Source organism: Sulfitobacter sp. G5_S2_6_S6 (genome assembly GCF_054968505.1).
Window position 1 is genome coordinate 106819 of the sequence record NZ_JBQKUI010000008.1, and the last position, 25006, is coordinate 131824.

28 protein-coding genes are annotated in these 25006 nt (G+C 61.2%); 25 read left to right on the forward strand and 3 right to left on the reverse strand.

Going from position 1 to position 25006, the window contains the following annotated elements; translation table 11 throughout:
* The first annotated feature begins 1 nt into the window (after window position 1).
* From ACTRWK_RS13565 to ACTRWK_RS13605, 9 genes are all read left to right on the forward strand, one after another.
* A complete protein-coding gene (locus ACTRWK_RS13565) occupies window positions 2-535 on the forward strand; it encodes a TRAP transporter small permease (RefSeq protein WP_005851926.1) in 534 nt (177 codons plus the stop codon).
* Window positions 535-1875: a TRAP transporter large permease gene (locus ACTRWK_RS13570; protein WP_005851928.1), complete on the forward strand. Its 1341-nt coding sequence runs from the start codon at window positions 535-537 to the stop codon at window positions 1873-1875. The genes ACTRWK_RS13565 and ACTRWK_RS13570 overlap by 1 nt, the downstream gene beginning before the upstream one ends.
* Window positions 1872-2648: an IclR family transcriptional regulator gene (locus tag ACTRWK_RS13575; RefSeq protein ID WP_037943569.1), complete on the forward strand. Its 777-nt coding sequence runs from the start codon at window positions 1872-1874 to the stop codon at window positions 2646-2648. Before ACTRWK_RS13570 ends, ACTRWK_RS13575 begins: the two co-directional genes overlap by 4 nt.
* Before the next feature lie 28 nt (window positions 2649-2676).
* Entirely contained in the window at window positions 2677-4773 is a 2097-nt protein-coding gene (locus ACTRWK_RS13580) for an FAD-dependent oxidoreductase (RefSeq protein WP_288960867.1), read from the forward strand.
* 46 nt (window positions 4774-4819) lie between these two features.
* Complete coding sequence (locus tag ACTRWK_RS13585) at window positions 4820-6025, forward strand: acyl-CoA dehydrogenase family protein (RefSeq protein ID WP_005851934.1); 1206 nt, start codon at window positions 4820-4822, stop codon at window positions 6023-6025.
* Window positions 6022-7155, forward strand: coding sequence for an acyl-CoA dehydrogenase family protein (locus tag ACTRWK_RS13590; protein ID WP_037943574.1), 1134 nt, complete (start codon window positions 6022-6024; stop codon window positions 7153-7155). The genes ACTRWK_RS13585 and ACTRWK_RS13590 overlap by 4 nt, the downstream gene beginning before the upstream one ends.
* Window positions 7106-7564, forward strand: coding sequence for a PaaI family thioesterase (locus ACTRWK_RS13595; protein WP_235208512.1), 459 nt, complete (start codon window positions 7106-7108; stop codon window positions 7562-7564). Before ACTRWK_RS13590 ends, ACTRWK_RS13595 begins: the two co-directional genes overlap by 50 nt.
* The gene (locus ACTRWK_RS13600) at window positions 7561-8334 is read left to right on the forward strand and encodes an oxepin-CoA hydrolase, alternative type (protein ID WP_037963500.1); all 774 of its coding nucleotides are present in this window, start codon (window positions 7561-7563) and stop codon (window positions 8332-8334) included. The genes ACTRWK_RS13595 and ACTRWK_RS13600 overlap by 4 nt, the downstream gene beginning before the upstream one ends.
* An 84-nt stretch (window positions 8335-8418) precedes the next feature.
* Window positions 8419-9912 carry a class I adenylate-forming enzyme family protein gene (locus ACTRWK_RS13605; protein ID WP_462843954.1) on the forward strand — a complete coding sequence of 498 codons (1494 nt, stop codon included), beginning with the start codon at window positions 8419-8421 and terminating at the stop codon, window positions 9910-9912.
* Between the two features lie 97 nt (window positions 9913-10009).
* Here ACTRWK_RS13605 and rpe read toward each other — a convergent pair whose 3' ends face one another.
* Complete coding sequence (gene rpe / locus ACTRWK_RS13610; protein ID WP_005851944.1) at window positions 10010-10699, reverse strand: ribulose-phosphate 3-epimerase; 690 nt, start codon at window positions 10697-10699, stop codon at window positions 10010-10012.
* Between the two features lie 241 nt (window positions 10700-10940).
* Between rpe and ACTRWK_RS13615 the strand changes: the two genes are divergently transcribed.
* From ACTRWK_RS13615 to ACTRWK_RS13635, 5 genes are all read left to right on the forward strand, one after another.
* Window positions 10941-11960, forward strand: a complete 1020-nt coding sequence (locus ACTRWK_RS13615) for an ABC transporter substrate-binding protein (RefSeq protein ID WP_289081482.1) — start codon at window positions 10941-10943, stop codon at window positions 11958-11960.
* A gap of 69 nt (window positions 11961-12029) precedes the next feature.
* A complete protein-coding gene (locus ACTRWK_RS13620) occupies window positions 12030-12797 on the forward strand; it encodes an ABC transporter ATP-binding protein (protein WP_289081483.1) in 768 nt (255 codons plus the stop codon).
* Window positions 12790-13596: an ABC transporter permease gene (locus tag ACTRWK_RS13625; RefSeq protein ID WP_174226599.1), complete on the forward strand. Its 807-nt coding sequence runs from the start codon at window positions 12790-12792 to the stop codon at window positions 13594-13596. Before ACTRWK_RS13620 ends, ACTRWK_RS13625 begins: the two co-directional genes overlap by 8 nt.
* 67 nt (window positions 13597-13663) lie before the next feature.
* Complete coding sequence (locus ACTRWK_RS13630) at window positions 13664-13879, forward strand: hypervirulence associated TUDOR domain-containing protein (RefSeq protein WP_289081484.1); 216 nt, start codon at window positions 13664-13666, stop codon at window positions 13877-13879.
* Window positions 13880-13882: 3 nt separating this feature from the next.
* Window positions 13883-14848: a DNA topoisomerase IB gene (locus ACTRWK_RS13635; protein ID WP_288960533.1), complete on the forward strand. Its 966-nt coding sequence runs from the start codon at window positions 13883-13885 to the stop codon at window positions 14846-14848.
* A gap of 7 nt (window positions 14849-14855) precedes the next feature.
* Here ACTRWK_RS13635 and ACTRWK_RS13640 read toward each other — a convergent pair whose 3' ends face one another.
* Together ACTRWK_RS13640 and ACTRWK_RS13645 are read right to left on the reverse strand one after the other, a co-directional pair.
* Complete coding sequence (locus ACTRWK_RS13640) at window positions 14856-15173, reverse strand: ArsR/SmtB family transcription factor (RefSeq protein ID WP_180829268.1); 318 nt, start codon at window positions 15171-15173, stop codon at window positions 14856-14858.
* An 83-nt stretch (window positions 15174-15256) separates the two neighbouring features.
* Window positions 15257-15643 carry a thioredoxin domain-containing protein gene (locus ACTRWK_RS13645; protein ID WP_037943592.1) on the reverse strand — a complete coding sequence of 129 codons (387 nt, stop codon included), beginning with the start codon at window positions 15641-15643 and terminating at the stop codon, window positions 15257-15259.
* A gap of 71 nt (window positions 15644-15714) precedes the next feature.
* Here ACTRWK_RS13645 and ACTRWK_RS13650 point away from each other — a divergent pair, with 71 nt between their 5' ends.
* The 11 genes from ACTRWK_RS13650 (at window position 15715) to ACTRWK_RS13700 (ending at window position 25004) form a co-directional block, all read left to right on the forward strand.
* Window positions 15715-16455: a cytochrome c biogenesis CcdA family protein gene (locus tag ACTRWK_RS13650; protein WP_260004978.1), complete on the forward strand. Its 741-nt coding sequence runs from the start codon at window positions 15715-15717 to the stop codon at window positions 16453-16455.
* Window positions 16456-16473: 18 nt separating this feature from the next.
* Window positions 16474-17046 (forward strand): thioredoxin family protein, encoded by a 573-nt coding sequence (locus ACTRWK_RS13655; RefSeq protein ID WP_260004979.1) that lies wholly within the window; start codon window positions 16474-16476, stop codon window positions 17044-17046.
* Window positions 17047-17165: 119 nt separating this feature from the next.
* Window positions 17166-17642 (forward strand): sulfur oxidation c-type cytochrome SoxX, encoded by a 477-nt coding sequence (gene soxX, locus ACTRWK_RS13660; protein ID WP_074635260.1) that lies wholly within the window; start codon window positions 17166-17168, stop codon window positions 17640-17642.
* Window positions 17643-17680: 38 nt separating this feature from the next.
* The gene (gene soxY, locus ACTRWK_RS13665; RefSeq protein WP_037943596.1) at window positions 17681-18100 is read left to right on the forward strand and encodes a thiosulfate oxidation carrier protein SoxY; all 420 of its coding nucleotides are present in this window, start codon (window positions 17681-17683) and stop codon (window positions 18098-18100) included.
* Window positions 18101-18118: 18 nt separating this feature from the next.
* Entirely contained in the window at window positions 18119-18448 is a 330-nt protein-coding gene (gene soxZ, locus ACTRWK_RS13670; RefSeq protein WP_180828841.1) for a thiosulfate oxidation carrier complex protein SoxZ, read from the forward strand.
* 27 nt (window positions 18449-18475) lie between these two features.
* Window positions 18476-19330, forward strand: coding sequence for a sulfur oxidation c-type cytochrome SoxA (soxA, locus tag ACTRWK_RS13675; protein WP_289081485.1), 855 nt, complete (start codon window positions 18476-18478; stop codon window positions 19328-19330).
* 96 nt (window positions 19331-19426) lie between these two features.
* Window positions 19427-21130 (forward strand): thiosulfohydrolase SoxB, encoded by a 1704-nt coding sequence (gene soxB, locus ACTRWK_RS13680; protein ID WP_289081486.1) that lies wholly within the window; start codon window positions 19427-19429, stop codon window positions 21128-21130.
* A 24-nt stretch (window positions 21131-21154) separates the two neighbouring features.
* On the forward strand, window positions 21155-22417 hold the full coding sequence (gene soxC / locus ACTRWK_RS13685) for a sulfite dehydrogenase (RefSeq protein WP_289081487.1): 1263 nt from the start codon (window positions 21155-21157) through the stop codon (window positions 22415-22417).
* Window positions 22401-23426 carry a c-type cytochrome gene (locus ACTRWK_RS13690; protein WP_289081488.1) on the forward strand — a complete coding sequence of 342 codons (1026 nt, stop codon included), beginning with the start codon at window positions 22401-22403 and terminating at the stop codon, window positions 23424-23426. Before soxC ends, ACTRWK_RS13690 begins: the two co-directional genes overlap by 17 nt.
* 72 nt (window positions 23427-23498) lie before the next feature.
* On the forward strand, window positions 23499-23936 hold the full coding sequence (locus ACTRWK_RS13695; RefSeq protein ID WP_005851974.1) for a DUF302 domain-containing protein: 438 nt from the start codon (window positions 23499-23501) through the stop codon (window positions 23934-23936).
* A gap of 183 nt (window positions 23937-24119) precedes the next feature.
* On the forward strand, window positions 24120-25004 hold the full coding sequence (locus tag ACTRWK_RS13700) for an MBL fold metallo-hydrolase (RefSeq protein WP_051577563.1): 885 nt from the start codon (window positions 24120-24122) through the stop codon (window positions 25002-25004).
* The last annotated feature ends 2 nt before the right edge of the window (window positions 25005-25006 follow it).

Below are 25006 nucleotides of genomic sequence, written 5' to 3' on the forward strand. Positions count from 1 at the left end.
CATGTTGGTACCACTTGAGAAAATCCTGTTGGGGTTGGGCGCGGCTGCGGTCATCCTTTTGGGGATCTTGATCACGTCCAACGTGGTCGCACGCGCCGTCTTCGCATCTAGCGTACCCGATAGCGTCACTTTGGTGCGGGAGCTGATGGTTGCGGCCATCCTCCTGCCCCTTGCGGCAGCGACCGCAAACCGCGCTCACGTTAGTGTGGCTTTTGTGTCCGACCGGTTCGGGCCCAAACTCCGGTCCTGGCTTATTGTGCTGGGGTCGGTCATGGGGATGATCGCCTTGGGCGGTCTGATCTATTCCGGCGGCCGCGAATTCCTGAGCGTTTGGGAAAAGGGCAGCTTTTTCTACGGTGACCTGAACCTGCCCAAATGGCCCGGACGTCTGTTGTTTGTGGTCGGTATCGCCGCCTGCTGGCTGCGTCTGGCGGAACTGGCGATCCGCGATGTGCGGACCATCCTGTCCGGGGGCATCGTCTCGGACGAAGAAAACCACACAATCGAGCTCGTTGCCGAAAAAGAGGTGCTGTAATGGATGCGTCGACCATCGGGCTGATTGCCTTTGCTGCCGTTCTGATCCTGTTGGCGCTGCGTGTGCCGATTGCCTTTGCGCTGGCCAGCGTCGCGACGATTGCGACCTTCTTTATCTTTGCCTTCCGCACTGGCACTTTCATGCCCGAACGTGCCATCCGTGCCACAACGTCGATGGTGTTCTCGAACTCCTTTGACCTGATACACTCTTACGATCTATCGATGATACCGCTGTTTGTCGCCCTTGGGCACATTGCCTATCGCGCGGATATCACGACCAAGATCTACCACGCGGCCAAGGTCTGGCTGACGCGTCTGCCCGGCGGTGTTGCCATGGCAAGTGTCATGGGCTGTGGCGGATTTTCGGCCATTACCGGCAGTTCTATCGCCTGTGCCTCGACCATGGGGAAAATCTGTACGCCCGAGATGCTGCGCATGGGCTATGACCCGCGTCTGGCAACAGCGTCGGTCGCGGCAGGGGGCACGCTGGGGTCGCTGATCCCGCCGTCTGTTCTGTTCATCATCTACGGTATCTTCACCGAGACCTCGATTTCGTCACTGTTCCTCGCGGGTGTTTTGCCGGGGCTGCTGACGCTGGCGGGCTTTATCCTCGTGATTGCCGTCTGGGTCTGGCGTTCGCCCGAAATCGCCCCTTCGACAGCGACACGCTACTCCGCCAAAGAACGCTTTGCGGCGGCGGCTGAAAGCTGGCCTGCGGTCATGCTGTTCGTGTTGATCATCGGCGGTATCTACGGCGGTATCTTTACGGCGACCGAAGCGGCGGCTGTCTGCGTGGTCGCGGCGACGCTGATCGGTTTTGCGCAGCGCAAGCTGACCTTGCAGGGGCTGTGGGACGCGGTGAAAGAGACGTGCATCCAGACCGCGGCGATCTTCTTTATCGCGGCAGGGGCCAAGATCTTTGTGGCCTTTATCGCCCTGACCAACGTTGCCCCGATGATTGTGAACGTCGTGGCCGAGGCAGAGCTGTCCGTCGTGGTCCTGCTGCTGGCGATTGCCGCGATCTATCTGCTGCTTGGCATGTTCCTTGATCCCATTGGCATCATGGTTCTGACCCTGCCGCTGATGATCCCGCTGGTGGAAAGCTATGACATGAACCTGATCTGGTTCGGTGTTGTGGTGATTAAGCTGCTGGAAATCGGGCTGATCACGCCGCCTGTCGGGTTGAACGTCTTTGTCATCGCCAATGTGGTGGGCAAAGAGGCTCCGATCGACAAGATCTTTGCTGGTATCACGCGCTTCCTCAGCGTTGACGTGATCGTGCTGGTGCTGATCATGTCCTTCCCGATGATCTCGCTGCTTATTCCTATGGCGGCGCGATGAGTGGGGACCCCACAGACAGGAAGTTTGCCAACACTTTGGCGCGGGGGCTTGCTGTATTGCGGGCCTTTCGCGCCAGTGACAGCGGGCTGACCCACGCGCAGATTGCCGACCGGACGGGGCTGCCCAAGCCTACGGTGTCGCGGCTGACCTATACGCTGTGCGAATTGGGCTACCTCAGCCACGGCGGGCGCAATGACCGCTTTCGGCTGGGGCCGTCGGCTATCGCGCTTGGCTCTGTCGCATCGGTGGCGGTGAACTTTCTGGATTTGGTGTCCGACGCCATGCAAGAGCTGGCCGATAAAACGGGCACGCTATTGCTGGTCGCCGTGCGCGACGACGAGAAAATGATGCTGGTGCGCACATGGCGGCCACAGAACGCTTCGACCATCTGGCTGGAGCCGGGGCACCGGATTCCCGTGTTCGGATCGTCGTCAGGCATGGCCGTCGTGGCGTCACTTGGCGAAGAGCGCTTTGAGCAGTTGACGCCCGAAGCGGATATGCGAAGGTTCCGGGCGGAGGGATATTCGCAATTGATAGAACAAGGGTTCGCCTACGCGTCGGAGGGCACACGATATGCCAGTACGATCAACGCCGTAAGTGTCCCCTATTTTGCCGAAGAGTTCGGCGAACCGGTATCGTTCACCGCCGGGGCTATGCCACATGATTTGCCCGATTCCCGTATCGTGCAAGAGGTCGGCCCCGCGTTGCGTGAACTGGTGCGCGCGCTTGAGCAGCGCACCGGGCGCACCCCCGCGCTCAGCCGCCGGGACTGAAACAAGACTAGACCAAGGAATATGCTAAATGACTGACAAGATTGGATATACCCGCAAAGGCGACGTGGCCGTACTGCGGATCAAGAACCCCCCGGTCAATGCGTTGTCCCATGCTGTTCGTGAAGGTCTGGTTGCCGGTATGGCGCAGGCCGAGGCCGATGACGGCGTCAAAGCCGTGGTTATCGTCGGCGAGGGCCGCGCCTTTATCGCCGGTGCGGATATCACCGAATTCGGCAAAACGCCGCTGGAACCTTTCCTGCCGGATGTGTGCAAACGGATCGAGGATTCTCCGCTGATCGTTGTCGCCTCCATGCATGGTGTGTCCTTGGGCGGCGGGCTCGAGATCGCGCTGTCGGCGCATTACCGTGTGGCGCAGCCGTCGGCCAAAGTGGGCCTGCCCGAAGTGCATCTGGGCCTGATCCCCGGTGCCGGTGCGACCCAGCGTTTGCCGCGTCTGATCGGTGTGGACCCCTCGCTTGATCTGATCACCTCTGGCCGTCAGGTCAAAGCGGCCGAAGCCGAAAGCCTTGGCATTGTCGATCAGGTCACCGAGGGCGACCCCGAGGATGTGGGCGTCGCCTATGCCGAGAACCTGATCGCCACCAACGCACCGCGCCGCCCCGTCAGCGAGATGGCCGCACCCGCGCCGATCGACTGGGATGCGGCCTATGACGGGACGCTGAAAAAGGGGCGGGGGCAAATCTCTCCGGCGCAGGCGGTCCGCGCGGTTCAGGCCGCGGCAGAGCTGCCCTTTGACGAAGGCATGCTGGCCGAGCGCAAGATTTTCATGGAGTTGATGGAGACAGACCAACGTCAGGGCATGATCCACGCGTTCTTCTCTGAGCGTGCGGTAGGCAACCTGCCGGAACTGAAAGGCGTCGAACCCCGCGCGCTGCAATCCATCGGCATCATCGGCGGCGGCACCATGGGCGCAGGCATCGCCACGGCTGCGCTGTTGGCAGGCTTCAACGTCGTGCTGATCGAGATGAAGGAAGACGCCGCAGAGGCCGCGCGCGGTCGCATCGCGGGCAATCTTTCCGGCGCGCTTAAGCGTGGCAAGATCACGCAGATGAAATACGACGCGATGACCAACACCGCGCTTGAGGTGTCGATCAACTATGACAGCCTCGCCTCGGTCGATCTGGTGATCGAAGCCGTGTTCGAGGACATGGGTGTCAAGAAAGAGGTGTTCGGCAAGCTTGATGCCGTGTGCAAGCCCGGTGCTATTCTGGCGTCCAACACGTCCTATCTGGATGTGGACGAGATCGCGGCCAGCACCTCGCGCCCTGCGGATGTGATCGGGCTGCACTTCTTCTCGCCTGCGCATATCATGAAGCTGCTCGAAGTGGTGGTCGCCGAAAAGACCGCCCCCGATGTGGTTGCCACGGGCTTTGCTCTTGGCAAGGCGCTGAACAAGATTTCCGTGCGCGCCGGTGTCTGCGACGGGTTTATCGGCAACCGTATTCTGGCAACCTACCGCACCGCCGCCGATCACATGGTGCTTGATGGCGCATCGCCGTTCCAGATCGACAAGGCGCTGGTGGATTTCGGCTTTGCCATGGGCCCCTTTGCCGTGGGCGATCTGGCCGGACTCGATATCGGCTGGGCCACACGCAAGCGCAAGGCGGCGACGCGCCACCCTGCCGAACGCGTGCCGACATACCCCGACAAGATCTGCGAAGCGGGCAACTTCGGCCAGAAGACCGGCAAAGGCTACTACATCTATGAGGCCGGATCGCGCGGCGGCGTGCCGAATCCCGAAGTGTCCGAGCTGATCGCCGCAGAACGCGCCGAGCGTGGCATCACCCCGCGTGACTTTACCGACGCAGAGATCGTGCGCCGCTATATGGCCGCGATGGTCAACGAGGCGGCAAAGGTCGTGGGCGAGGGCATCGCAAAGCGGCCCTTGGACGTGGATATGGTCCTGCTCTTTGGCTACGGCTTCCCGCGCTACTGGGGTGGCCCGATGAAATGGGCCGACCTGCAAGGGCTGCCTGCACTGCTGGCCGACATCGAAAGCTACGCCAAGGAAGACGCCTGGTTCTGGGAACCCGCGCCGCTGCTGAAACAGCTGGTGGCCGAAGGGCGCAACTTTGACGACCTGAACAAACAAGCCGCTAAGTAAATGAACAAGGGCGCAATGCCCGACAGTATAAACCGGAGGAAGACAAATGGATCTGAGCTATAGCGACGAAGAAAAGGCTTTCCGCGCCGAAGTGCGGGCCTTTCTTGAGGAAAAGCTCCCCAAGGAAATGAGCGACAAAATCCGCAAGGGTGAAGAGCTGGGTAAAGACGGTCAGGAACAGTGGCATGCTATCCTGAACGCCCAAGGCTGGCTGGCCCCGAACTGGCCCAAGAAATTTGGCGGTGCGGAATGGAACGCGGTGCAGCGTCACATTTTCGAAGAAGAAGCCGCCGCTGCCTATGCGCCGCGCATTGTGCCTTTTGGCCTGTCGATGCTGGCGCCTGTGCTGCAAAAATTCGGCTCGCAAGAGCAGAACGACTACTGGCTGCCCCGCATCCTGTCGGGCGAAGACTGGTGGTGTCAGGGCTATTCCGAGCCGGGTGCGGGGTCCGACCTCGCCTCTCTCAAGACCGAAGCGGTTCTGAACGACGAAGGCACGCACTACATCGTCAACGGCCAGAAGACGTGGACCACGCTGGGTCAGCACGCGAACATGATCTTCTGCCTTGTGCGCACCGACAAGACGGTGAAGCAGCAAGAGGGTATTTCCTTCCTGCTGATCGACATGGACACCCCCGGCGTCGAAGTGCGCCCGATCATCCTGCTCGACGGCACCCACGAGGTGAACGAAGTCTGGTTCTCGGATGTGAAAGTGCCGGTCGAAAACCTTGTCGGCAAAGAGAACGAAGGCTGGACCTATGCCAAGTATCTGCTGACCCACGAACGCACCAACATCGCGGGCGTCGGGTTCTCGCAAGCGGGTCTGACGGCGGTCAAACGTATCGCCAAGGCAGAGATGTCCGGCGGCAAGCCGTTGATGCAGAACCCGCATTTCGCGGCACGTGTGGCACAGGTTGAAATCGACCTGATGGCGATGAGCACGACAAACCTGCGCATCGTCTCAAAGGCGGCCGCGGGTGCGGCACCGGGTGTTGAATCGTCCATGCTGAAGGTCAAAGGCACGATTATCCGTCAGGAGATCAACGACCTCGCACGTCGTGCGGCGGGTGCCTATGCGATGCCATTCGCATCCGAAGCGATCGAAGGGTCGAACCTCGCCCTGCCTGATCCGTTGAATGCCGGCCCCGTCGCCGCGCAATATTTCAACAACCGTAAACTGTCGATCTTTGGCGGCTCGAACGAAATCCAGCGCCAGATCATTGCCAAAACAACGATGGGAGGTGGAGCATGAACTTCGACCTGACAGAAGAACGCCAAATGCTGCAAGACAGTCTGCGCCGTTTCCTGCGCGACAAATACGATACAGCAGCCCGCAACAAGATCCTTGAAAGCGACACCGGCTTTTCCGCCGACATCTGGAACGGTCTGGCCGAACTGGGCGTCATCGGCGCGCTGTTCACTGAAGATCAGGGCGGCTTTGGCGGCGCTGGTTTCGACATCGCCGTCGTGTTCGAGGAACTGGGCCGCGCTGGCGTGGTCGAACCCTTCCTTGATACCGCTATTCTGGGCGGCGGTCTGATTGCCGACCTGGGCAATGAAGACCAGCAGGCCCACGTCGAAGAACTGATCGGTGGCGCGTTGCAGGTGGCTTTTGCCCACGGCGAACCTACCAGCCGCTATGACCTGAACCAGGTGACTTCTACAGCCAAGGTCGATGGCGACAACGTGGTGCTGAACGGCCGCAAGGCGGTTGTGGTCAACGCTGAAAACGCCGACATGCTGATCGTTTCTGCCCGCGAAAGCGGCGAGGCAGGCGACGAAAACGGGATCTCGCTGTTCCTCGTGCCGGCAGATACCAAGGGCATCACGCTGCAAGGCTATGCGCTGCTGGCCGGTGGTCGTGCCGCCGAAGTCACGCTGGATGATGTGTCCGTCCCTGCCTCTGCCCGTCTGGGTGAAGCGGGCAAGGCGTTCAAGGCGATCGAGGCGCGCGTCGCTGCGGCCAATGTCGCGATCTGTGCGGAAACACTGGGTGCGATGGAAACGGCAACCCGCCTGACCCGCGAATACCTGATGACCCGCAAGCAGTTCGGCAAGCCCATCGGCACGTTCCAGGCGCTCGCGCACCGCATGTCCGACCTGTTGATCGAGATGGAGCAGGCGCGCTCTGCGGTGATCGTAGCCGCGGGTAACCTCGAAGCGGAGTACAAAGCGCGCGAGACGCATATCTCTGCCGCCAAGAACCTGCTGGGTCGCGCGGGCCGTCTGGTTGCCGAAGACAGCATCCAGATGCACGGCGGTATCGCCATGACGCAAGAATACGAACTGGCCCACATCGCCAAGCGTATCATCATGGCAGACCACCGCTTTGGTGACACAGACCACCATCTGGAGCGTTTCATTGCCCTTGCAGCAGCCTGACGAAAGCCAGCTGATCCGGGACGAGACCGGTACCCAAACCCTGGTCGGATATGTCGTCGACATATCCGATCCGGCCCACGGGCGCTGCTTTCTTGATCTGGGTCCGCAACACTTTAACCGCCATGGGGTTCTTCATGGCGGTATTGCCGCCACATTGCTGGATAACGCCTGTGGCATGACCGGATCGCTGAGCGTGGATCCCACCGGCCAGCACCCGTTCCTCACGATCTCGCTGACGACGCAGTTTCTGGCTGCGGGCCAACCCGGACGCGTGACCGCGACCGGCACGATCAAGGGCGGTGGTCGCAGCCTGCTGTATATCGACGCTGAACTCGTCCACGAAGACGGTACGGTCATTGCGACATCCACAGGCGTGTTCAAGCGCGTCCCACAGGAGAAACTGAAATGAGCGCTCGGATCGAAGACAAGGGTGACCGGATCGTCATCTGGAACGGAAACGCGCATAAGCGGGGGGCCCTGTCGCCCGAGCTTTACGCCTGCATCGGCCAAGCGATTGAAATGGCCGCCGAGCCGCGTATCCGTGCCGTGATCCTCACCTCCGAAGGGGATTTCTTTTGCGCGGGCGGCGATCTGAATGTCCTGATTGCCCGCCGCGACATGCCCAAAGATGAACGTCGGGGCAAGATCAACGAATTGCACAGCCTGATCCGCGCGATCCGGTCCTGTCCGGTGCCGGTGATCGCCGCCGTCGAAGGCGGTGCCGCGGGCGCGGGGCTGTCTTTCGCGCTGGCCTGCGATCTGATCGTTGCCGCCGCCGGTGCCAAGTTCACCGCTGCTTACGTCAAGGCGGGGCTGGTGCCCGACGGGGGGCTGACCGCCTCGCTCGCGCGTGCGCTGCCGCGGCAGCTCGCGATGGAGATGTGCTTGCTGGCGCAGCCCGTCACCGTTGAACGCATGCATGATCTGGGCGTGGTAAATGCCGTCACCGACAAGGGCGGCGCGTTCGAGGCCGCGATGGCGCTTGCCGACCGTTTGGCCGCAGGCCCCCGCGAAGCCCAAGGGGTGATCCGCGGGCTGGTCGCACAGGGCTATGACGTGTCCGAGGCCGACCAGCTTGAAGCGGAATGTGACGCCATGGCCCATGCCACTGGCGCAGATGAAGCCGCCGAAGGCATCGCCGCTTTCCTCGAGAAGCGCACACCGAATTACGGCGGCTGACCCTCGGCCACCGATCTATTGACCCAACCCGCAGCCAGACGCGCTGACCGGGTTCTGAAAGACTGCGGGGAGGCAGAGAATATAATGGTACGTGTAGAGCAATTTCTGGCGGATCAAGTGGCCGCACGCGGGGACGCGCCCGCGCTGAGCGACAGCACAGGGGTACGCTGGACGTACAAGATGTTCGACAAGGCAAGCGACGACATCGCGCAGGCGCTCAAGGATGCCGGTGTGCAGCCCAACGACCGCGTGTTGATGCTGTCGGAAAACTGTGCCGCCGCCGTGGCCACTGTGTTTGGCACGTGGAAAGCCGGCGCCGTCATCATCCCCGTCAACGCACGCCAAAGCGCGGGCGAGATCCAGCGGATCATTGACCACGCGGCGCCTGCTGCTGTGCTGATGACCTGCCACGCCTCACCGGATGCGACAGCCCATGCGGAACGGCTGGATGCCGCAGAGATCACCGGTGCCTTCGGCGCGATGCATCTGGCCACCCCGATCTCCAGCAACCCTGATGGGGATCTGAGCGATGTGGCGGTGCTGCTGTATACCACCGGCACAACGGGCGACCCCAAGGGCGTCATGCTGACCCATGCCAACGTGCGCTTTGGCGGCAATGCCTCGGCGACGCTGCGGGGGATCAATCCGGGCGATGTGGTCTATGGCGTGTTGCCCCTGACCCATGTTTTCGGGCTGTGTTCTGTCATGACCGCGTCCTGCTGCGCCGGAGCCGAAATCCGGCTGGAGGCGCGTTTCTCGGCTGAAAAGCTCTATACCGCGCTGACCACGGGGGTGAACTTCCTGTCGGCCGTGCCGCAGATGCACGCGCTGCTGATGCAATACACGAAAGAGCAAGGGCTGACGCAGCTCAACTCCGAAACGCTGCGCTATGTATCTTCGGGGGCGGCACCGCTGGACCCCACGTGGAAGCGCAAGGCCGAAGCCTTTTACGGCGTCGCGATCCAGAACGGCTATGGCATGACGGAATCCACCGCCGGTATCTCGGCCACCAGTAACCCACTGGGATCGCCTGATATCTCGGTCGGTCCGTCCTTGCCCGGTGTCGAGACCAAGATTGATGATACCGTCGAAGGCGGCAGCAATGGCAAGGGCGAGGTCCTGACCCGTGGGGCCCACGTCATGAAGGGCTACTACAAGAACCCCGAGGAAACCGCCAAAGTCCTCGGCCAGGATGGCTGGTTGCGCACCGGCGATCTGGGGACGTTCGACGAACACGGTCATCTGCATATTCTGGGCCGCTCGAAAGAGCTGATCATCCACGGCGGGTTCAATGTCTACCCGCCGGAGGTAGAGGCCGCGATCAACGATCACCCGCAGGTCATTCAGGCCGCCGTGGTGGGCCGGTCCACCGGCAATGACGAAGAGGTGCTGGCCTTCGTCCAGATCGCCGAGGGCGACACGCTGGACCCGCAAGACCTGAAGGCCTTCGTCAAGGATCGGCTCACTGGCTATAAGCGCCCCAGCCAGTTTATTATCGGAACGGCCCTGCCTGCGGCCCCCACGGGCAAGATCCTCAAGCACAAGCTGATCGAGACATTCAAGGATCAGCTGGCCTGATTGGATCCTGATTGGTCCCTGTGGGGTGTTAAGGAAAAGGCCGGTCCCCCGTGGTGGGGGCCGGCCTTTTGCTTTGTCGCTGGTGTGCGGCTGGCGCTTAGACGTAGACGCCTTCTGCAGCGGCGCGGATAGCGCGGATGTTTTCGCCGTAGGGGGCGGGGTTGCTGACAGACCCGCCACGGAACACCGCGGAGCCTGCGACCAGCACATCAGCCCCCGCCTGCGCCACGCTGGAAGCGGTGTTGACGTCCACACCGCCGTCAATTTCGATATGCACCGGGCGGTCGCCGATCATCGCGCGCAGGGTGCGGATCTTGTCGCTCATGTCGATGAACTTCTGCCCGCCGAAACCGGGGTTCACGGTCATCACACAGACCAGATCGGCAACGTCCAGCAGATGCTCTACCGCTGCGGCAGGCGTGCCGGGGTTCAGCGCGACACCGGCCTTGGCACCGGCACCGCGGATCGCTTGCAGCGTGCGGTGGATATGGGGGCCGGCTTCGACATGGGCCGTGATCACATCGGCACCGGCTTTGGCGAAGGCATCAATGTAGGGATCCACGGGTGCGATCATCAGATGCACGTCCATCACGCCCTTGATATGGGGGCGGATCGCGGCGCAGGTGGTCGGGCCAAAGCTGATGTTCGGGACGAAATGCCCGTCCATTACATCGACATGTACCCAGTCCGCACCCTGCGCTTCGATGGCTTCGCACTCTGCCCCGAAATTGGCAAAGTCGGCAGCAAGGATGGAGGGGGCGATTTTGATCGAACGGTCGAAGGTCATGGGATCGGGCCTTTTGTGAAAGGGAGGGGGCTGATGCAGCGGTGACGCCCATATAGGCAATGTCGCGCGCGCTGGCAATCTGGGGAGCCTTCGGCGAGGATTTAGGGCCATTTGGAAGCGGGCGAGGCTGGGTGCCACAGGCGGTGACGCTTCGTTCTTGAGGGTGGTTTTCGGGGGGCGTGCGCTTGACACTACGTCATGCCACGACCCATTGTGCGCGCAAATTCAAGGGGAGGATATCATGACCACATTCAACCGCCGCCAGACATTGGCGACCATGGGGGCCGCTGCCGCGGTCGGGCTTGCAGCACCGGCTGTTGCGCAGGGCAAAAAGATCACTCTGGGCGCGCTGCGCTTTACCAGCCATTCCGGCACATTCGTGGCCTATCAGCGCGAGTATTTCAAGCAGGCCGGTCTGGATGTCGAGCTCAAGTTCTTTCAGGCCGCCCAACCGATGGCCGTGGCGATTGCCAGCGGGGATGTCGACTATGCCGTGACCGCGATCTCGGGCGGGCTGGTGTCGCTGGCGGATAAGGGTGCGATCAAGGTGATCGGCGGTGCCTTGTCTGAAGAGAAAGGCATTGACGGGCAGAAGTTTCTGGCCTCGGACGCGGCCTATCAGGCGGGTGTGACCGCGCCTGCGATGCTGGACGGGAAGAGCTTTGGCATGACCACGGCGGGATCGTCGTTCCATTATATGGGGTCAAAGATGGCGCAGGCCGAAGGGATCGAGCTGTCGTTCAAGCCGTTGCAGAAGGTGGGTGCCATCATCGGGGCGCTGAAGACCGGCCAGATTGATGGCTGGTCCATCGTGCCCCATATCGCCAAGCCACTGGCGGGCTCGGGTGCCGTGCATATCATCGGGAACGTGTCCGATTATCTGCCCGACTATCAGGTCACCACGGTCTTTACCTCGACCAAGAACGCGACCGACGAAAAGCAGCAGACGCAGGATTACCTTGCGGCCTATGCCAAGGGGGCGGCTGACTACAACGCAGCGATGATCGAACAGACCGCCGGTGCGGAAGGCGTGGCCGAGATGGTCAAGCTGATCCACAACTACGTCTACACCGACAAAACGCTCGAGGCCGCGACGCCGGGGATTGTCAACGGCACCATGCGTCTGAACGAGGCGGCCGCGTTGAACGTCGCCTCTGTGCGTGACCAGCTGAGCTGGTTCCAGTCCGAGGGGCTGGTGGATGCGGATATCACGCTGGAGACGTTGATCGACACGTCTTTCGTCGACACCATCGGCGCCTGATCGCGCCATCTATACCAACGACAGGTCGGGCAGGCTTTGCCCGGCCTTTGATATTTCAGGACGTTTCTCATGGATCTTAGGTTAGCGGGAGTCAGCCATACCTATGGCGAGACCGAAGTGCTGCGCGATATCAACCTTGATATCCCGTCAGGGCAGATTGTCTGCATCGTCGGGCCTTCGGGCTGTGGCAAGTCGACCCTGCTGCGGATGCTGGGCGGGCTGGAGCAGCCGACTTCGGGCGAGGTGCTGCAACTGGGCACGCCCCCAGCCGGCTGTCTGAACCCGCTCACCTACGTGTTTCAGGATTTCGCCTTGCTGCCCTGGCGCAGCGTGCGCGGCAATGTGGCGCTGGTGCTGGAGGATCACGGGCTGGACGCCTCCGCGCGGGCGCAAATCATCGACGATGTGCTGGCCCGTACCAAGCTGACCGAATTTGCTGATGCCCTGCCCAAACAGCTTTCGGGCGGCATGAAACAACGGGTGGCCATTGCACGCGCCTTGGCGGTGAACCCTGCGGTGATGTTGATGGACGAACCGCTCAGCGCGCTGGACAGCCAGACGCGCGAGCTGTTGATGGACGATCTGATCAGCCTGTGGACCCGCCAGCCTTTCACCGCCGTCTATGTTACCCACAATCTGGCAGAGGCCGTACGGCTGGGGCACAGAATCGTGGTGCTATCTCGCCGCCCCGGGCAGATCCGCGAAGTGGTCGAGCTGACCACCCCGCTGGCAGAGCGTGCCTATGGCGATGCCGCCCTTGAGGCGCAACAACAACATTTGTGGGGGCTGATGCGCGAAGAAGCCGCCGCCGCCGATGCGGAGTTGATCCATGTCTGATGCAGCACATACAAACAGCCGCCCCGTCGCCTTTCGTGGTGGCGGTTTTGCCCCCAAGCAACGACGGGGCATGGGGGTCTTGGTCTTTGTCCTGCTGATCCTGCTGGCCGAATGGGGCACGCGCAGCGGCTTTATCTCTAACCTGACATTGCCGCGCCCCTCGGATGTGGCGATGACCTTTGTCGAGCTGTGGCAATCGGGGATGCTGTTCAAACACCTGGCCCCCTCGCTCAGCCGCTTGGCTGTGGGGGCGACGCTCGGGGCTTTGGTTGGTGTCGGCGTCGGGGTGATGATCGGGCTGTTCAGCTATGTGCGTGCCGGGCTGGTGCCCCTGGTTGCGGCGCTGTTCCCGATCCCCAAGATTGCGCTTTTGCCATTGTTCGTGATCTGGTTCGGCATTGACGAGGGCAGTAAATACGCGCTGATCGCCTTTGGGACATTCACGCCGACGGTTGTGGCGACCTATGCGGCGGTGGACAATGTGGACCGCGGATTGATCCGCATGGGGCAGAGCTTTGGTCTGTCGTGGTGGTCGATCGTGCGCAAGATCGTACTGCCGGGGGCGATGCCGGGCATCCTGTCGGGGCTGCGCATCTCGTTGGCGATTGCAATCATCCTGTTGGTGGCCGCTGAAATGCTGGGCGCGGAATATGGCATCGGGGCTTATATCCTTGAGGCCGGCAGTCTTTATGATCTTGAACGTCTGTTTGCGGGTGTCGTGATCCTGTCGGTGCTTGGGGTTTGCGTGAGCGCCGTGATTGCCGCCATCGAAACCCGCGTGCTGCGCTGGCGGGTCTGACCGGAGGGAACCCGTTTCGGGCATAGATCGTTATCCTTTCACACCAAACAGTGCAGAGGGGACGACGATGTCAGGCATATCCAAGGGCACCGAGGTCAAATGGGACTGGGGGCAGGGCACTGCCAGTGGCAAGGTGACAGAACGCTTTACCAAAAGTGTGACCCGTACGTTGAAGGGCTCCGAGGTCACGCGCAACGGGTCCGATGATGATCCGGCGCTGTTGATCGAGCAAGACGACGGGGATGAGGTGCTCAAGCTGTCGTCGGAAGTCGAGGCCGCCTGACATATGGGCGGCGCGGGGCTGACCTATTATGGCGATGACCGCCCCGGCATTTCGCGTCAGCGGCGCGGGCGCGGGTTTACCTATAAGGCACCGGACGGCACTACCATCGCCCGCGGGGAGGAACGCGCGCGGCTGGAAGCGATGGCGGTGCCGCCCGCCTATGAAGACGTGTGGATGACGCCTTTGGCGAACGGGCATTTGCTGGCCACGGGGCGGGACACCCGCAATCGCAAACAATATCGCTATCATGAAAAATGGTCAGAGGCGCAGGCAGAGACGAAATTCGCAAGCTTGGTGGATTTTGCGCATGCTTTGCCGCGCCTGCGCCGCTTTGTCGCCCGCGATCTGGATCAGCAGGCAGGGGAGCGCAGCTTTGCCTTGGCCAGCGCCGTCACGCTGATCGATCGCGCGTCGCTGCGGGTGGGAAATCCGGACTACACGCGCGAGAATGGCAGCTATGGCACGCTGACCCTGCGGTCGCGCCATGTCAAACTCGACGGGAATGTGATCCGGCTGCGTTATACGGCCAAGGGCGGCAAGAAGGTGCGGCGGCAGATCAACGACCGGACGCTGGCCAAAACGCTGGAGAAAATTAACGACCTGCCGGGGGCGGAGCTGCTGACATGGGCCGATGCGCAGGGCGAGGTGCATCAGTTGAACTCAGCCGGATTGAACGCCTATATAGCCGAAGCATCGGGGTGCGACGACTTTACCGCCAAGACGTTCCGCACATGGGCGGGCACCGTGGCCGCCTTCGAGGCCGCCGAGAAAGGGCAGGCCACCATCAAGCAATTGGCCGAAGCCGCTGCCGCACAGTTGAGCAATACGCCAACCGTGGCGCGCAACAGCTATATCCATCCGGCGGTGATCGATCTGGCGGGCGAAGCCCCGCCCGAGATCAAGGTCGGGCGCAAGACCGGGCTATTCGCCTCGGAAGCGCGGCTGCTGACGTATCTGGAGCAGCTCTGAGACGCGTTTACCCGTCGCTGTCCGGTTTGCAGAACATATCATAGACGACTTCCATGATCTTTTGCGGACGGTCATCGGCCAGCCGGTAATAGATCGTTTTGCCGTCGCGGCGTGGCGTTACCAGGCCTTCAAGCCGCAAGCGTGACAGCTGTTGGGATACCGCCGCCTGACGGGCTGACAGTAGCTCTTCCAGCTCGGTGACGGATTTTTCGCCTGCAGAGAGGTGACACAGGATCATCAACCGCCCCTCGTGGCTGATCGCCTTGAGGAAGTTAGAGGCACGTGCGGCGTTTTCGGCCATACGGTCCCGATCGGCTTGGCTCATTTCTGTGTCGGAACCGGGGTTACCCACTGGTTAACATCCTTGGCTGAATAAAAGGGGATTGGCGTGCGCATATCGCAAGGGCGCTAGCTTTTGGCGGGGTCTGGCATCAATTTGGCGTCGGATAGCATTTTTTCCAGAACGCCCCAAAAGAAATCTTCGCCCGGGTAGCCTTCGATGCGCGACACCTCATGGCCGTCGACCATCAACACGAACGTCGGCGTGTAATGCAGGCTGCGGGCAAAGTGCAGATCGGTGGGTTTGTCATCGTTGATATCAACGCGGCGCAATGGGGCTGCCTTGCCCGCTTGGGTCTTGGGATAGATCGGGGCGATCTGGTCATCCCAACGGGCACACCACACGCAGCCCTGTTCCTCGACCATGATCAGCGCGGTCTGGGCCGCTGCGATCACAGGGGAAACCGCAAGGCCTGCGGCCACCGAGAGAGACAAGAAAGCAGTGCGCAACCGCATAGGGAATTCACCTGTTGATTTCAAAATACTTAATGTGAATATGTGAATGGCACAAGATAAAGGCAACCTGCATGCTTGAAATCACCTTTCTGGGCGCGGCATTTGCCGGGCTTTTGTCCTTTTTGTCGCCCTGCATCCTGCCGATCGTGCCCTTTTATCTGAGCTATCTGGCGGGCGTCGGCATGAACCAGATCACGGCAGACGGGCCGGTGGATGCCGCCGTGCGCCGGCGCGCGGTGATCGCGGCGCTGTTCTTCGCGGCGGGAGTTATCACGATTTTTGTCGGGCTGGGGGCGGTGGCCACGACCTTTGGCCAGATCGTGCGTGACTATTTCGATGTTTTGCGACGGGTCGCTGCGGCTGTTATCATTGCGATGGGCCTGCATTTTCTGGGCGTGATCCGTATCGGTTTTCTATATCGCCAGTTTCGTGCGGATGCGGGGAACACGACGGCAACCAGTTTTCTGGGGGCCTATGTGATCGGGCTGGCCTTTGCCTTTGGTTGGACCCCTTGCGTCGGGCCTGTGCTTGCGGCGATCCTGTTCACCGCCGCGGGGGCCGAGACGGCGGGCTCGGGCGCGCTGTTGCTGCTGACCTACGGCGTGGGCATGACCGCGCCTTTCGTGCTGGCGGCGCTGTTCATCGGGCCGTTCATGCGCTGGATGGCGGGGTTCCGGCAACATCTGGGCACGGTAGAAAAGGCGATGGGGGTTCTGCTGCTTGTCTTTGGCCTGCTGATCGCCACCAACTCGATCAACTATATTGCGCAGTGGATGCTTGAAACCTTCCCTGTTTTCAGCGCCATTGGCTAACAACCGGAGGGACTTTTGATGAAGATGATCCGAAACGCTTTGGCCGCGCTGGCGGCTGTCGCTTATATGGTGACTGCGGGCAGTGCCGCGACCTTGGGGGATGACGGTTTGCACAAAACCGCCTGGATGCGCGAGACCTTCAAAGATCTGCGCGACGATCTGGCCGAGGCGACGGACGAGGGCAAGCGGCTGATGGTCATCATCGAACAGCGGGGCTGCATCTACTGCAACAAGATGCACGAAGAGGTTTTCCCCCTGCCCAAGATCGACGCCTACCTGCGCGAGAACTTCTTTGTCGTGCAAATCAACATGTTCGGCGATGTCGAGGTCACCGACTTTGACGGAGAGTCATTGCCCGAGAAGGACATGGTGCGCAAATGGCGTCAGATGTTCACGCCGACGCTGATGTATTTCCCCCAGACCGTAGAGGAAGGGCAGACGGCCGTTGAAGCGGCGGTCGCGACGGTCCCCGGTGCCTTTGGTCCGGCGACGACCTTTCACATGATGAACTGGGTCGTCGACAAGGGATATGAGGGGGACGAGACGTTCCAGAAATATCACGCGCGTATGCTCATTGAAGAGCAGGAATAACGGCGGTAGGATCCGCTAAATGCCGTGCTGTTATAAGAAATTCAATAAATTGAATTTATAGTTGCGTCATTTTGGCGCGGGCAGTAGGGTTTTCAAAATGAATGTCTGTGGGAGGACGCATGAAAGTTTCCGTATTTGCCTTGGTGGCCTCTGTCGGCTTTGCCGCGGCGGCGCATGCGGCCGACGTGGCCCCCGGTGACGTGGTCTATGATGAGTATGGCGCGGTTGAACAATCGCTGACCGGCACTCCCGGTAACCCCGAAGAGGGGGCCAAGATCGTGGGCAGCAAAAAGCTTGGCAACTGCATCGCCTGCCATCAGGTCAGCGCTTTGCCCGATATCCCGTTCCAGGGCGAAATCGGCCCGATGCTGGATGGGGCGGGGGACCGCTGGACCGAGGCTGAATTGCGCGGCATTGTCGCCAACGCGAAGATGCTGTTCGAGGGAACGATGATGCCTGCGTTCTACAAGGACAGCGGCTATATCCGTCCGGGCAAGGGCTATACCGGCAAGGCGGCTGATGACACGCTGGGGCCTATTCTGGCCGCCCAGCAGATCGAGGATGTCGTGGCCTATCTTGCCACGTTGAAAGACTAAGAACCCCACCGAGCGGGATCTGATCAGGAGTGATGATAATGGAATTTACACGACGTAGTGCGATTGCGATGGGGGCAGGTGCCTTTGCCGCACTGTCCCTGCCCAAGCTGGCCGTGGCCGCCGCCGGGGATGACGCGATTGCTGCCTTCACCGGCGGTGCAGAGATGGCTGATACCGGCGTGACCCTGACCGCCCCCGAGATTGCTGAAAACGGCAATACCGTCCCGATCGAGGTCGACGCCCCCGGTGCCACTGAAATCATGGTGCTGGCGCTTGGCAACCCCACGCCGCCTGTGGCGAACTTCAAGTTCGGCCCGCTGGCAGCAACGCAGCACGCCTCCACCCGCATCCGCTTGGCGGGCACGCAGGATGTGGTGGCGATCGCCAAGCTGGCCGACGGCTCTTTCGCCAAGGCGACCAGCACAATCAAAGTAACAATCGGCGGCTGCGGCGGCTAAGGCGAGAGGAAGAAAAACATGGCATCTGGTGTAAAACCCCGCGTCAAAGTCCCCAAGTCAGCAGCGGCTGGCGAAACCATCACGATCAAGACCCTGATCAGCCACAAGATGGAATCCGGCCAGCGCAAGGACAGCGACGGCAACACGATCCCGCGGTCGATCATCAACCGTTTCACCTGCGATTTTAACGGCGAGAATGTGATCGATGTCGCGATGGAGCCCGCGATATCGACCAACCCGTATTTCGAATTCGACGCCACCGTGCCCGAAGCGGGGACATTCACCTTCACGTGGTATGACGATGACGGCGATGTCTACGAGGAAACCAAAGACATCGCGATCGGCTAAGCGTCCGCATCCTTGGGAGGAACAGGAATGAGCAATTTCACAAAAGGTCTGGGCGCGTGCCTTGCTGCGGCGCTGATGTCGACGGGGGCCTTCGCCGATCCCGTGGATGATACGCTGGTGATCAACGAAGAGATCGACATCGTGACCCGCACTGCCGCCCCCGCGCATATGGCGGACGCGGTAGACGAGGTCATGTCGGGCTGGCTGTTTCGCGGCGCCGAGACCCGCGCGATGCAGGCCGATGATTTCGACAACGCCGGTATGATCTTTGTGGAACAGGCCGAAGATGTCTGGAACACCGCCGACGGATCAGAGGGTAAATCCTGCGCGGATTGTCACGGGGCCTCGGCCGAGATGGCAGGCGTGCGTCCGGTTTATCCGAAGTATGTCGACTCCGCGGGCGAGGTGCGCACGCTGGAAATGCAGATCAACGATTGCCGCGAGAACCGCATGGGGGCGGAAAAGTGGAAATACACTGGCGGCGACATGGTGAACATGACGGCGCTGATCTCCTCTGTCTCGCGGGGGATGCCGGTGAACATCGCCATCGACGGTCCGGCCCAATCCACATGGGAGCAGGGCAAAGAGATCTACTATACCCGTTTCGGCCAGCTTGAACTGTCCTGTGCCAATTGCCACGAAGACAATTATGGCAACATGATCCGTGCCGACCACCTGAGCCAGGGCCAGATCAACGGTTTCCCGACCTACCGTCTGAAAAACACCAAGCTGAACGCGGTGCAGGCCCGTTTCAAAGGCTGTGTACGCGACACCCGTGCCGAGACCTTTGACCCCGGCAGCCCCGAGTTTGTCGCGCTTGAGCTGTACGTCGGCTCGCGCGGGAACGGGTTGTCGGTCGAAGGGCCCTCTGTCCGGAACTAACCTGAAAAGACCCGTTTCGCCGATGCGAGGCGGGTCTTTTTATCATATTATTATTCAAATATGCGCATATGAATTGCGCGTCGAAAAGGCCAACCTATGATCTCTCGTCGTGACTTTCTTCAGGCCAGCATGGCTGCAACGGCTTTGTATGGTGCGTCGTCCTTTGGCAACTGGGGCAAGCTCGCCGCGCAGCAGGCGTTGACGCAGGATAAATTGCTTGAATTCGACACCTTCGGGAATGTCAGCCTGATCCACGTGACCGACATCCACGCGCAGTTGAAACCGATCTATTTCCGCGAACCTTCGGTCAACATCGGTGTGGGCGAGAACCGCGGGAAGGTGCCGCATCTGACCGGCGCGGATTTCCGCAAGCTTTACGGGATCGCGGACGGCAGCCCCTCGGCCTATGCGCTGACCTATAACGATTTTTCGGCGCTGGCGCAGGGCTATGGCAAGATGGGCGGTCTGGACCGTGTGGCGAGTGTGGTCAACCAGATCCGCGCGGACCGGCCCGATGCGCTGCTGCTGGATGGCGGCGACACCTGGCACGGCAGCTACACCTGCTACCACACGCAAGGTCAGGACATGGTCAACGTGATGAATGCGCTCAAGCCTGACGCGATGACCTTTCACTGGGAATTCACGCTCGGCTCTGACCGCGTGGCGGAGATCGTCGAGGGGCTGCCCTTTGCCGCCCTGGGGCAGAACATCTTTGACGCCGAATGGGACGAACCGACAGAGCTTTTCCCACCCTACAAGTTCTACGAGACCGGCGGCGTTAAAGTCGCGGTGATCGGGCAGGCTTTCCCCTATATGCCGATCGCCAACCCCGGCTGGATGTTCCCCGAATACTCGTTCGGTATCCGCGATGAACGGATGCAGGAAATGGTGGACGAGGTCCGCGCCAAAGGGGCCGAACTGGTCGTCTGCCTGAGCCACAACGGCTTTGATGTGGACAAGCAGATGGCGGGCGTGGTGTCGGGGATCGACGTGATCCTGTCGGGTCACACCCATGACGCGCTGCCAGAGCCTGTGCTGGTGGGCGAGACGATCATCGTGGCCTCGGGGTCGAACGGCAAATTCGTCAGCCGCGTCGATCTGGACGTGCGCAACGGCCGCATGATGGGCTTCCGCCACAAGCTGATCCCGATCTTCTCTGATGTGATTGCGCCTGATCCGGCGATGAGCGCGCTGATCGACGCACAACGCGCCCCCTATCTTGACCAACTGACAGAGGTGATCGGCACCACCGCCGAAGACACGCTGCTGTACCGGCGCGGCAATTTCAACGGCACCTGGGATGACCTGATCTGCGACGCGCTGCTTTCCGAGCGCGAGGCCGATATCGCGCTGAGCCCCGGTGTGCGGTGGGGGCCGTCGATCCTGCCGGGGCAGGACATCACGCGCGAGGATATCTGGAACGTCACCTCCATGACCTACCCCGAAGCCTACCGGACCGAGATGACTGGTGAATTCCTGCATGTCGTGCTCGAAGATGTGGCCGACAACCTGTTCAACCCTAACCCCTATTACCAGCAGGGCGGTGACATGGTGCGCACAGGCGGGCTTGGCTACCGCATTGACGTGACCCAGCCGCAAGGCAGCCGCATCACTGAACTGACCTTGCTGAAAACCGGTGAACGTATCGATCCGGCCAAGACGTATCAGGTTGCAGGCTGGGCCAGCGTGAACGAAGGCACCGAGGGCCCCGCGATCTGGGACGTGGTCGAAAGCCACATCCGCAAGCAGGGCAGCGTGTCGCTGGACCCCAACACCAGCGTCATCGTCAAGGGCGCGTAACAGGGCAGCATGAAAGGCAAGGCCATGGCACCACGGAAGACAGCGAACAGACGGGCCTTCTTGCGTGGCGCGGCGACTGCTGGACTAGGGGCGATGGCGGCCCGTAGCGCCGCCGCGCAATCGCCCGATCCCTTGATCGTTGAACCGCAACCCTGGGCGCAGGGCTTGGGCGATGGGGTGGATGTCACGCCCTACGGTCTGCCGATCCGGTTCGAGCAGGACGTGGTACGGCGCAATGTGCCTTGGTTGACGGCGGATACCATCAGTTCGATCAACTTCACCCCGATCCACGCGCTGGACGGTACGATCACCCCGCAGGGCTGCGCCTTTGAGCGGCATCACTCGGGCGCGATCGAACTGTCGAAACAGGATTATCGGTTGATGGTGAACGGGCTGGTAGACCGCCCGCTGGTGTTCACCTACGCCGATCTGGAACGTTTCCCGCGCGAAAATCACGTATATTTCTGCGAATGTGCGGCCAATTCGGGCATGGAATGGGCGGGCGCGCAGTTGAACGGGGCACAGTTCACCCATGGCATGATCCATAATATGGAATACACCGGCGTGCCCCTGCGGTTGCTGCTGGAGGAAGCCGGCTATGACCCTGCGGGCAAATGGGTCTATGTCGAGGGTGCCGATGCTTCGTCGAACGGGCGGTCGATCCCGATGGAGAAGGCGCTCGACGATGTGCTTGTCGCGTTCAAAGCGAATGGCGAGGCGCTGCGCAAGGAACACGGCTACCCCGTGCGGCTGGTCGTGCCGGGGTGGGAGGGCAACCTCTGGGTCAAATGGCTCCGCCGGATAGAGGTCACGGACGCGCCCGTCGAAAGCCGTGAGGAAACGTCGAAATACACCGATACGCTGGCCGATGGCACCAGCCGCAAATGGACGTGGGCGATGGACGCAAAATCCGTCATCACCGCACCAAGCCCGCAATCGCCGGTGCCCCATGGGGCGGGGCCTTTGGTGATCACCGGGCTGGCATGGTCGGGGCGCGGTGCGATCACCCGCGTGGATGTGTCGACCGATGGTGGCGCAAGCTGGAAAACCGCGCGACTGGCCCAAAAGGGCACGCCGATGGCGCTCAGCCGCTTTTACCTCGATGTGCAGTGGGACGGCACAGAGATGCTGCTGCAATCTCGCGCGATGGATGACACGGGCTATGTCCAGCCGACGAAAACGCAACTGCGCGCGGTGCGGGGGCTGAACTCTGTCTACCACAACAACGGCATCCAAACATGGTGGCTGCACGCGGACGGGAGCGTTGAAAATGTCGAAGTTTCTTAACACCATTGCTGCGTGCGTCACCGCTACGGCCACAGCTTTGCCCTTGGCGGCGGCCCCCTTCGGTCTGGGCCGCGCCGCGCTGCCGGAAGAGATCGCGGCCTGGGATGTGGATGTGCTGCCCGATGGGCGCGGTCTGCCCGAGGGGCAGGGCGATGTGCTGACGGGCGAAGCGATTTTTACCGACAAATGCGCAGCCTGCCACGGGGACTTTGCCGAAGGCCGCGGGAACTGGCCTGCGCTCGCGGGCGGTCAGGACACGCTGGCGGATGCCGATCCGGTCAAGACGGTCGGGTCCTATTGGCCGCATCTGTCCACAAGCTTCGACTATATCCGCCGATCCATGCCCTATGGCGATGCGGGAACGCTGACGGCGGATGAGGTCTATGCCATCGTGGCGTATATCCTGTATTCCAACGATCTGGTGGCAGAGGAATTTACCCTGTCCAAAAATAACTTCACCGCGGTCCAGATGCCCAATGCCGACGGTTTCCTTCGCGATGATCGCGACACTATGGAATTGCCGCGCTGGCAGGTCGATCCGTGTATGGAGGACTGCAAGGAAAGCGTGAAAGTTACCATGCGCGCGCTGTCGCTGGATGTAACACCCAAGGACGCCGCCCCCGCGCCTGTGCCGCAAGAAACGCCCGTTGCCGATGTCGAGGCGGTGTCAGAACCTGCTGCCGACCCTGCCTTGCTCGCCGACGGAGAGTTGGTGTTCCGCAAATGCAAAGCCTGCCATCAGCTGGGCAAACGCGCCAAAAACCGCGCGGGCCCGGTCCTGAACGGGATCGTTGGTGCGCCTGCCGGTGGGGTCGAGGGGTTCAAATACTCGCGCGCCCTGATGGCGCAGGCAGAGGATGGGCTGATCTGGACACCCCAGACGCTGGACGCCTTTCTGGCAGCACCGCGCAGCTTTATGAAGGGCACCAAGATGGGGTTTTCCGGCTTGAAAAGCGATGCCGAGATCAAGGCGGTGATCGCCTATCTCAACAGCTTTCCCGCCCCGTGACGGTGCGCATGATTGGCGACGTACGGCGAGGGTGATAGGATAGGCCTGCGCCCGTTTGTGAAAGGACCAAGGATGAGACCGTTACAGATTGCCGCAGCACTTTGCCTTTGTGCCGCGCCGCTCGCCGCTCAGGATCAGGCCGTGACCTACGCCTATGACGGTAGCTTTGACGATGCGACCTTCGCGGTCGAGAACGCGATTGTCGGCAAGGGGCTGGTGATCGACCACGTCAGCCACACGGGCGAGATGCTGGCCCGTACCGCCAGCGATGTCGGCAGCGATGTCGAGATTTTTCGCGCGGCGGATGTGTTTCTATTCTGCTCTGCCGTGGTGTCGCGCAAGGTGATGGAGGCGGACCCGATGAACATCGCCCATTGTCCCTACAGCATCTTTGTCACCGACATCGACGGCGCGGTCTCTGTCGGGTATCCGACCTACCCGGACGGCCCCATGCAAGAGGTGCAGGCCCTGCTGGACGAGATCACGCAAAGCGCGCTGGACGGGTTCTGAATGCTGCCGCTGTTGCGTAGAGCAGGCGACAGGCACAGGACGCTTTGTCGCGGGGGCTATGGCGGTCGGGCAGCACAATCCGCTTCCTTGAAAAAGAATTCCATAGTATGAATATGTTCGACTCGACGACGGGGCGCAGGCTTCAGATGTCGGGCGAAAAAAGCGCAAACGGAGCAGGTGACCATGACTGAATACCCCGTGAATATGGATGTCATCCCCGATGTCTCGGGCCACTTTGATCCGGTGACCAATACGATCAGCTATATCGTGCGGGATCCGAACTCCAACGCCTGTGCGATCATCGATTCCGTGATGGATATCGACTATGCCGCCGGACGGATCACCTATGACCACGCGGACAAGCTCATCGCCGAGGTCGAAGCGCAGGGGCTCGCGCTGGAGTGGATCATCGAGACACACGTCCATGCCGACCACCTGTCCGCCGCGCCCTATATCCAGCAAAAGCTGGGCGGCAAGATCGGCGTCGGAGAGCAGATCATGACCGTGCAGGACACTTTTGGGAAAGTGTTCAACGAGGGGACGGAATTCCAGCGCGACGGGTCGCAGTTCGACGCCTTGTTCAAGGATGGCGACCGCTACCGCGTCGGGGGCATGGAATGTTTTGCTATCTACACCCCCGGTCACACGCCCGCCTGCATGGTGCATGTCATGGGCAACGCTGCCTTCACGGGCGATACGCTGTTCATGCCCGACGGCGGCTCTGCTCGCGCGGATTTCCCCGGCGGCGACGCCGGAGAGCTGTATGACAGCATCCAGAAGGTCTTGTCCCTGCCGGACGACATGCGCCTGTTCATGTGCCACGACTACGGGCCCAATGGGCGCGATATCCAGTGGGAAACCACCGTGGGCGAAGAGAAGGCGCATAACATCCATGTGGGCGGCGGCAAAACGCGCGAGGAATTCATCGCCTTTCGCACCGAACGCGACGCGCAGCTGTCGATGCCGAAGCTGATCATCCCGTCGCTTCAGGTCAACATGCGCGCCGGGCATATGCCGCGTGACAAAGACGGGAACCTGATGCTCAAGGTGCCGGTGAACGGGTTGTAATC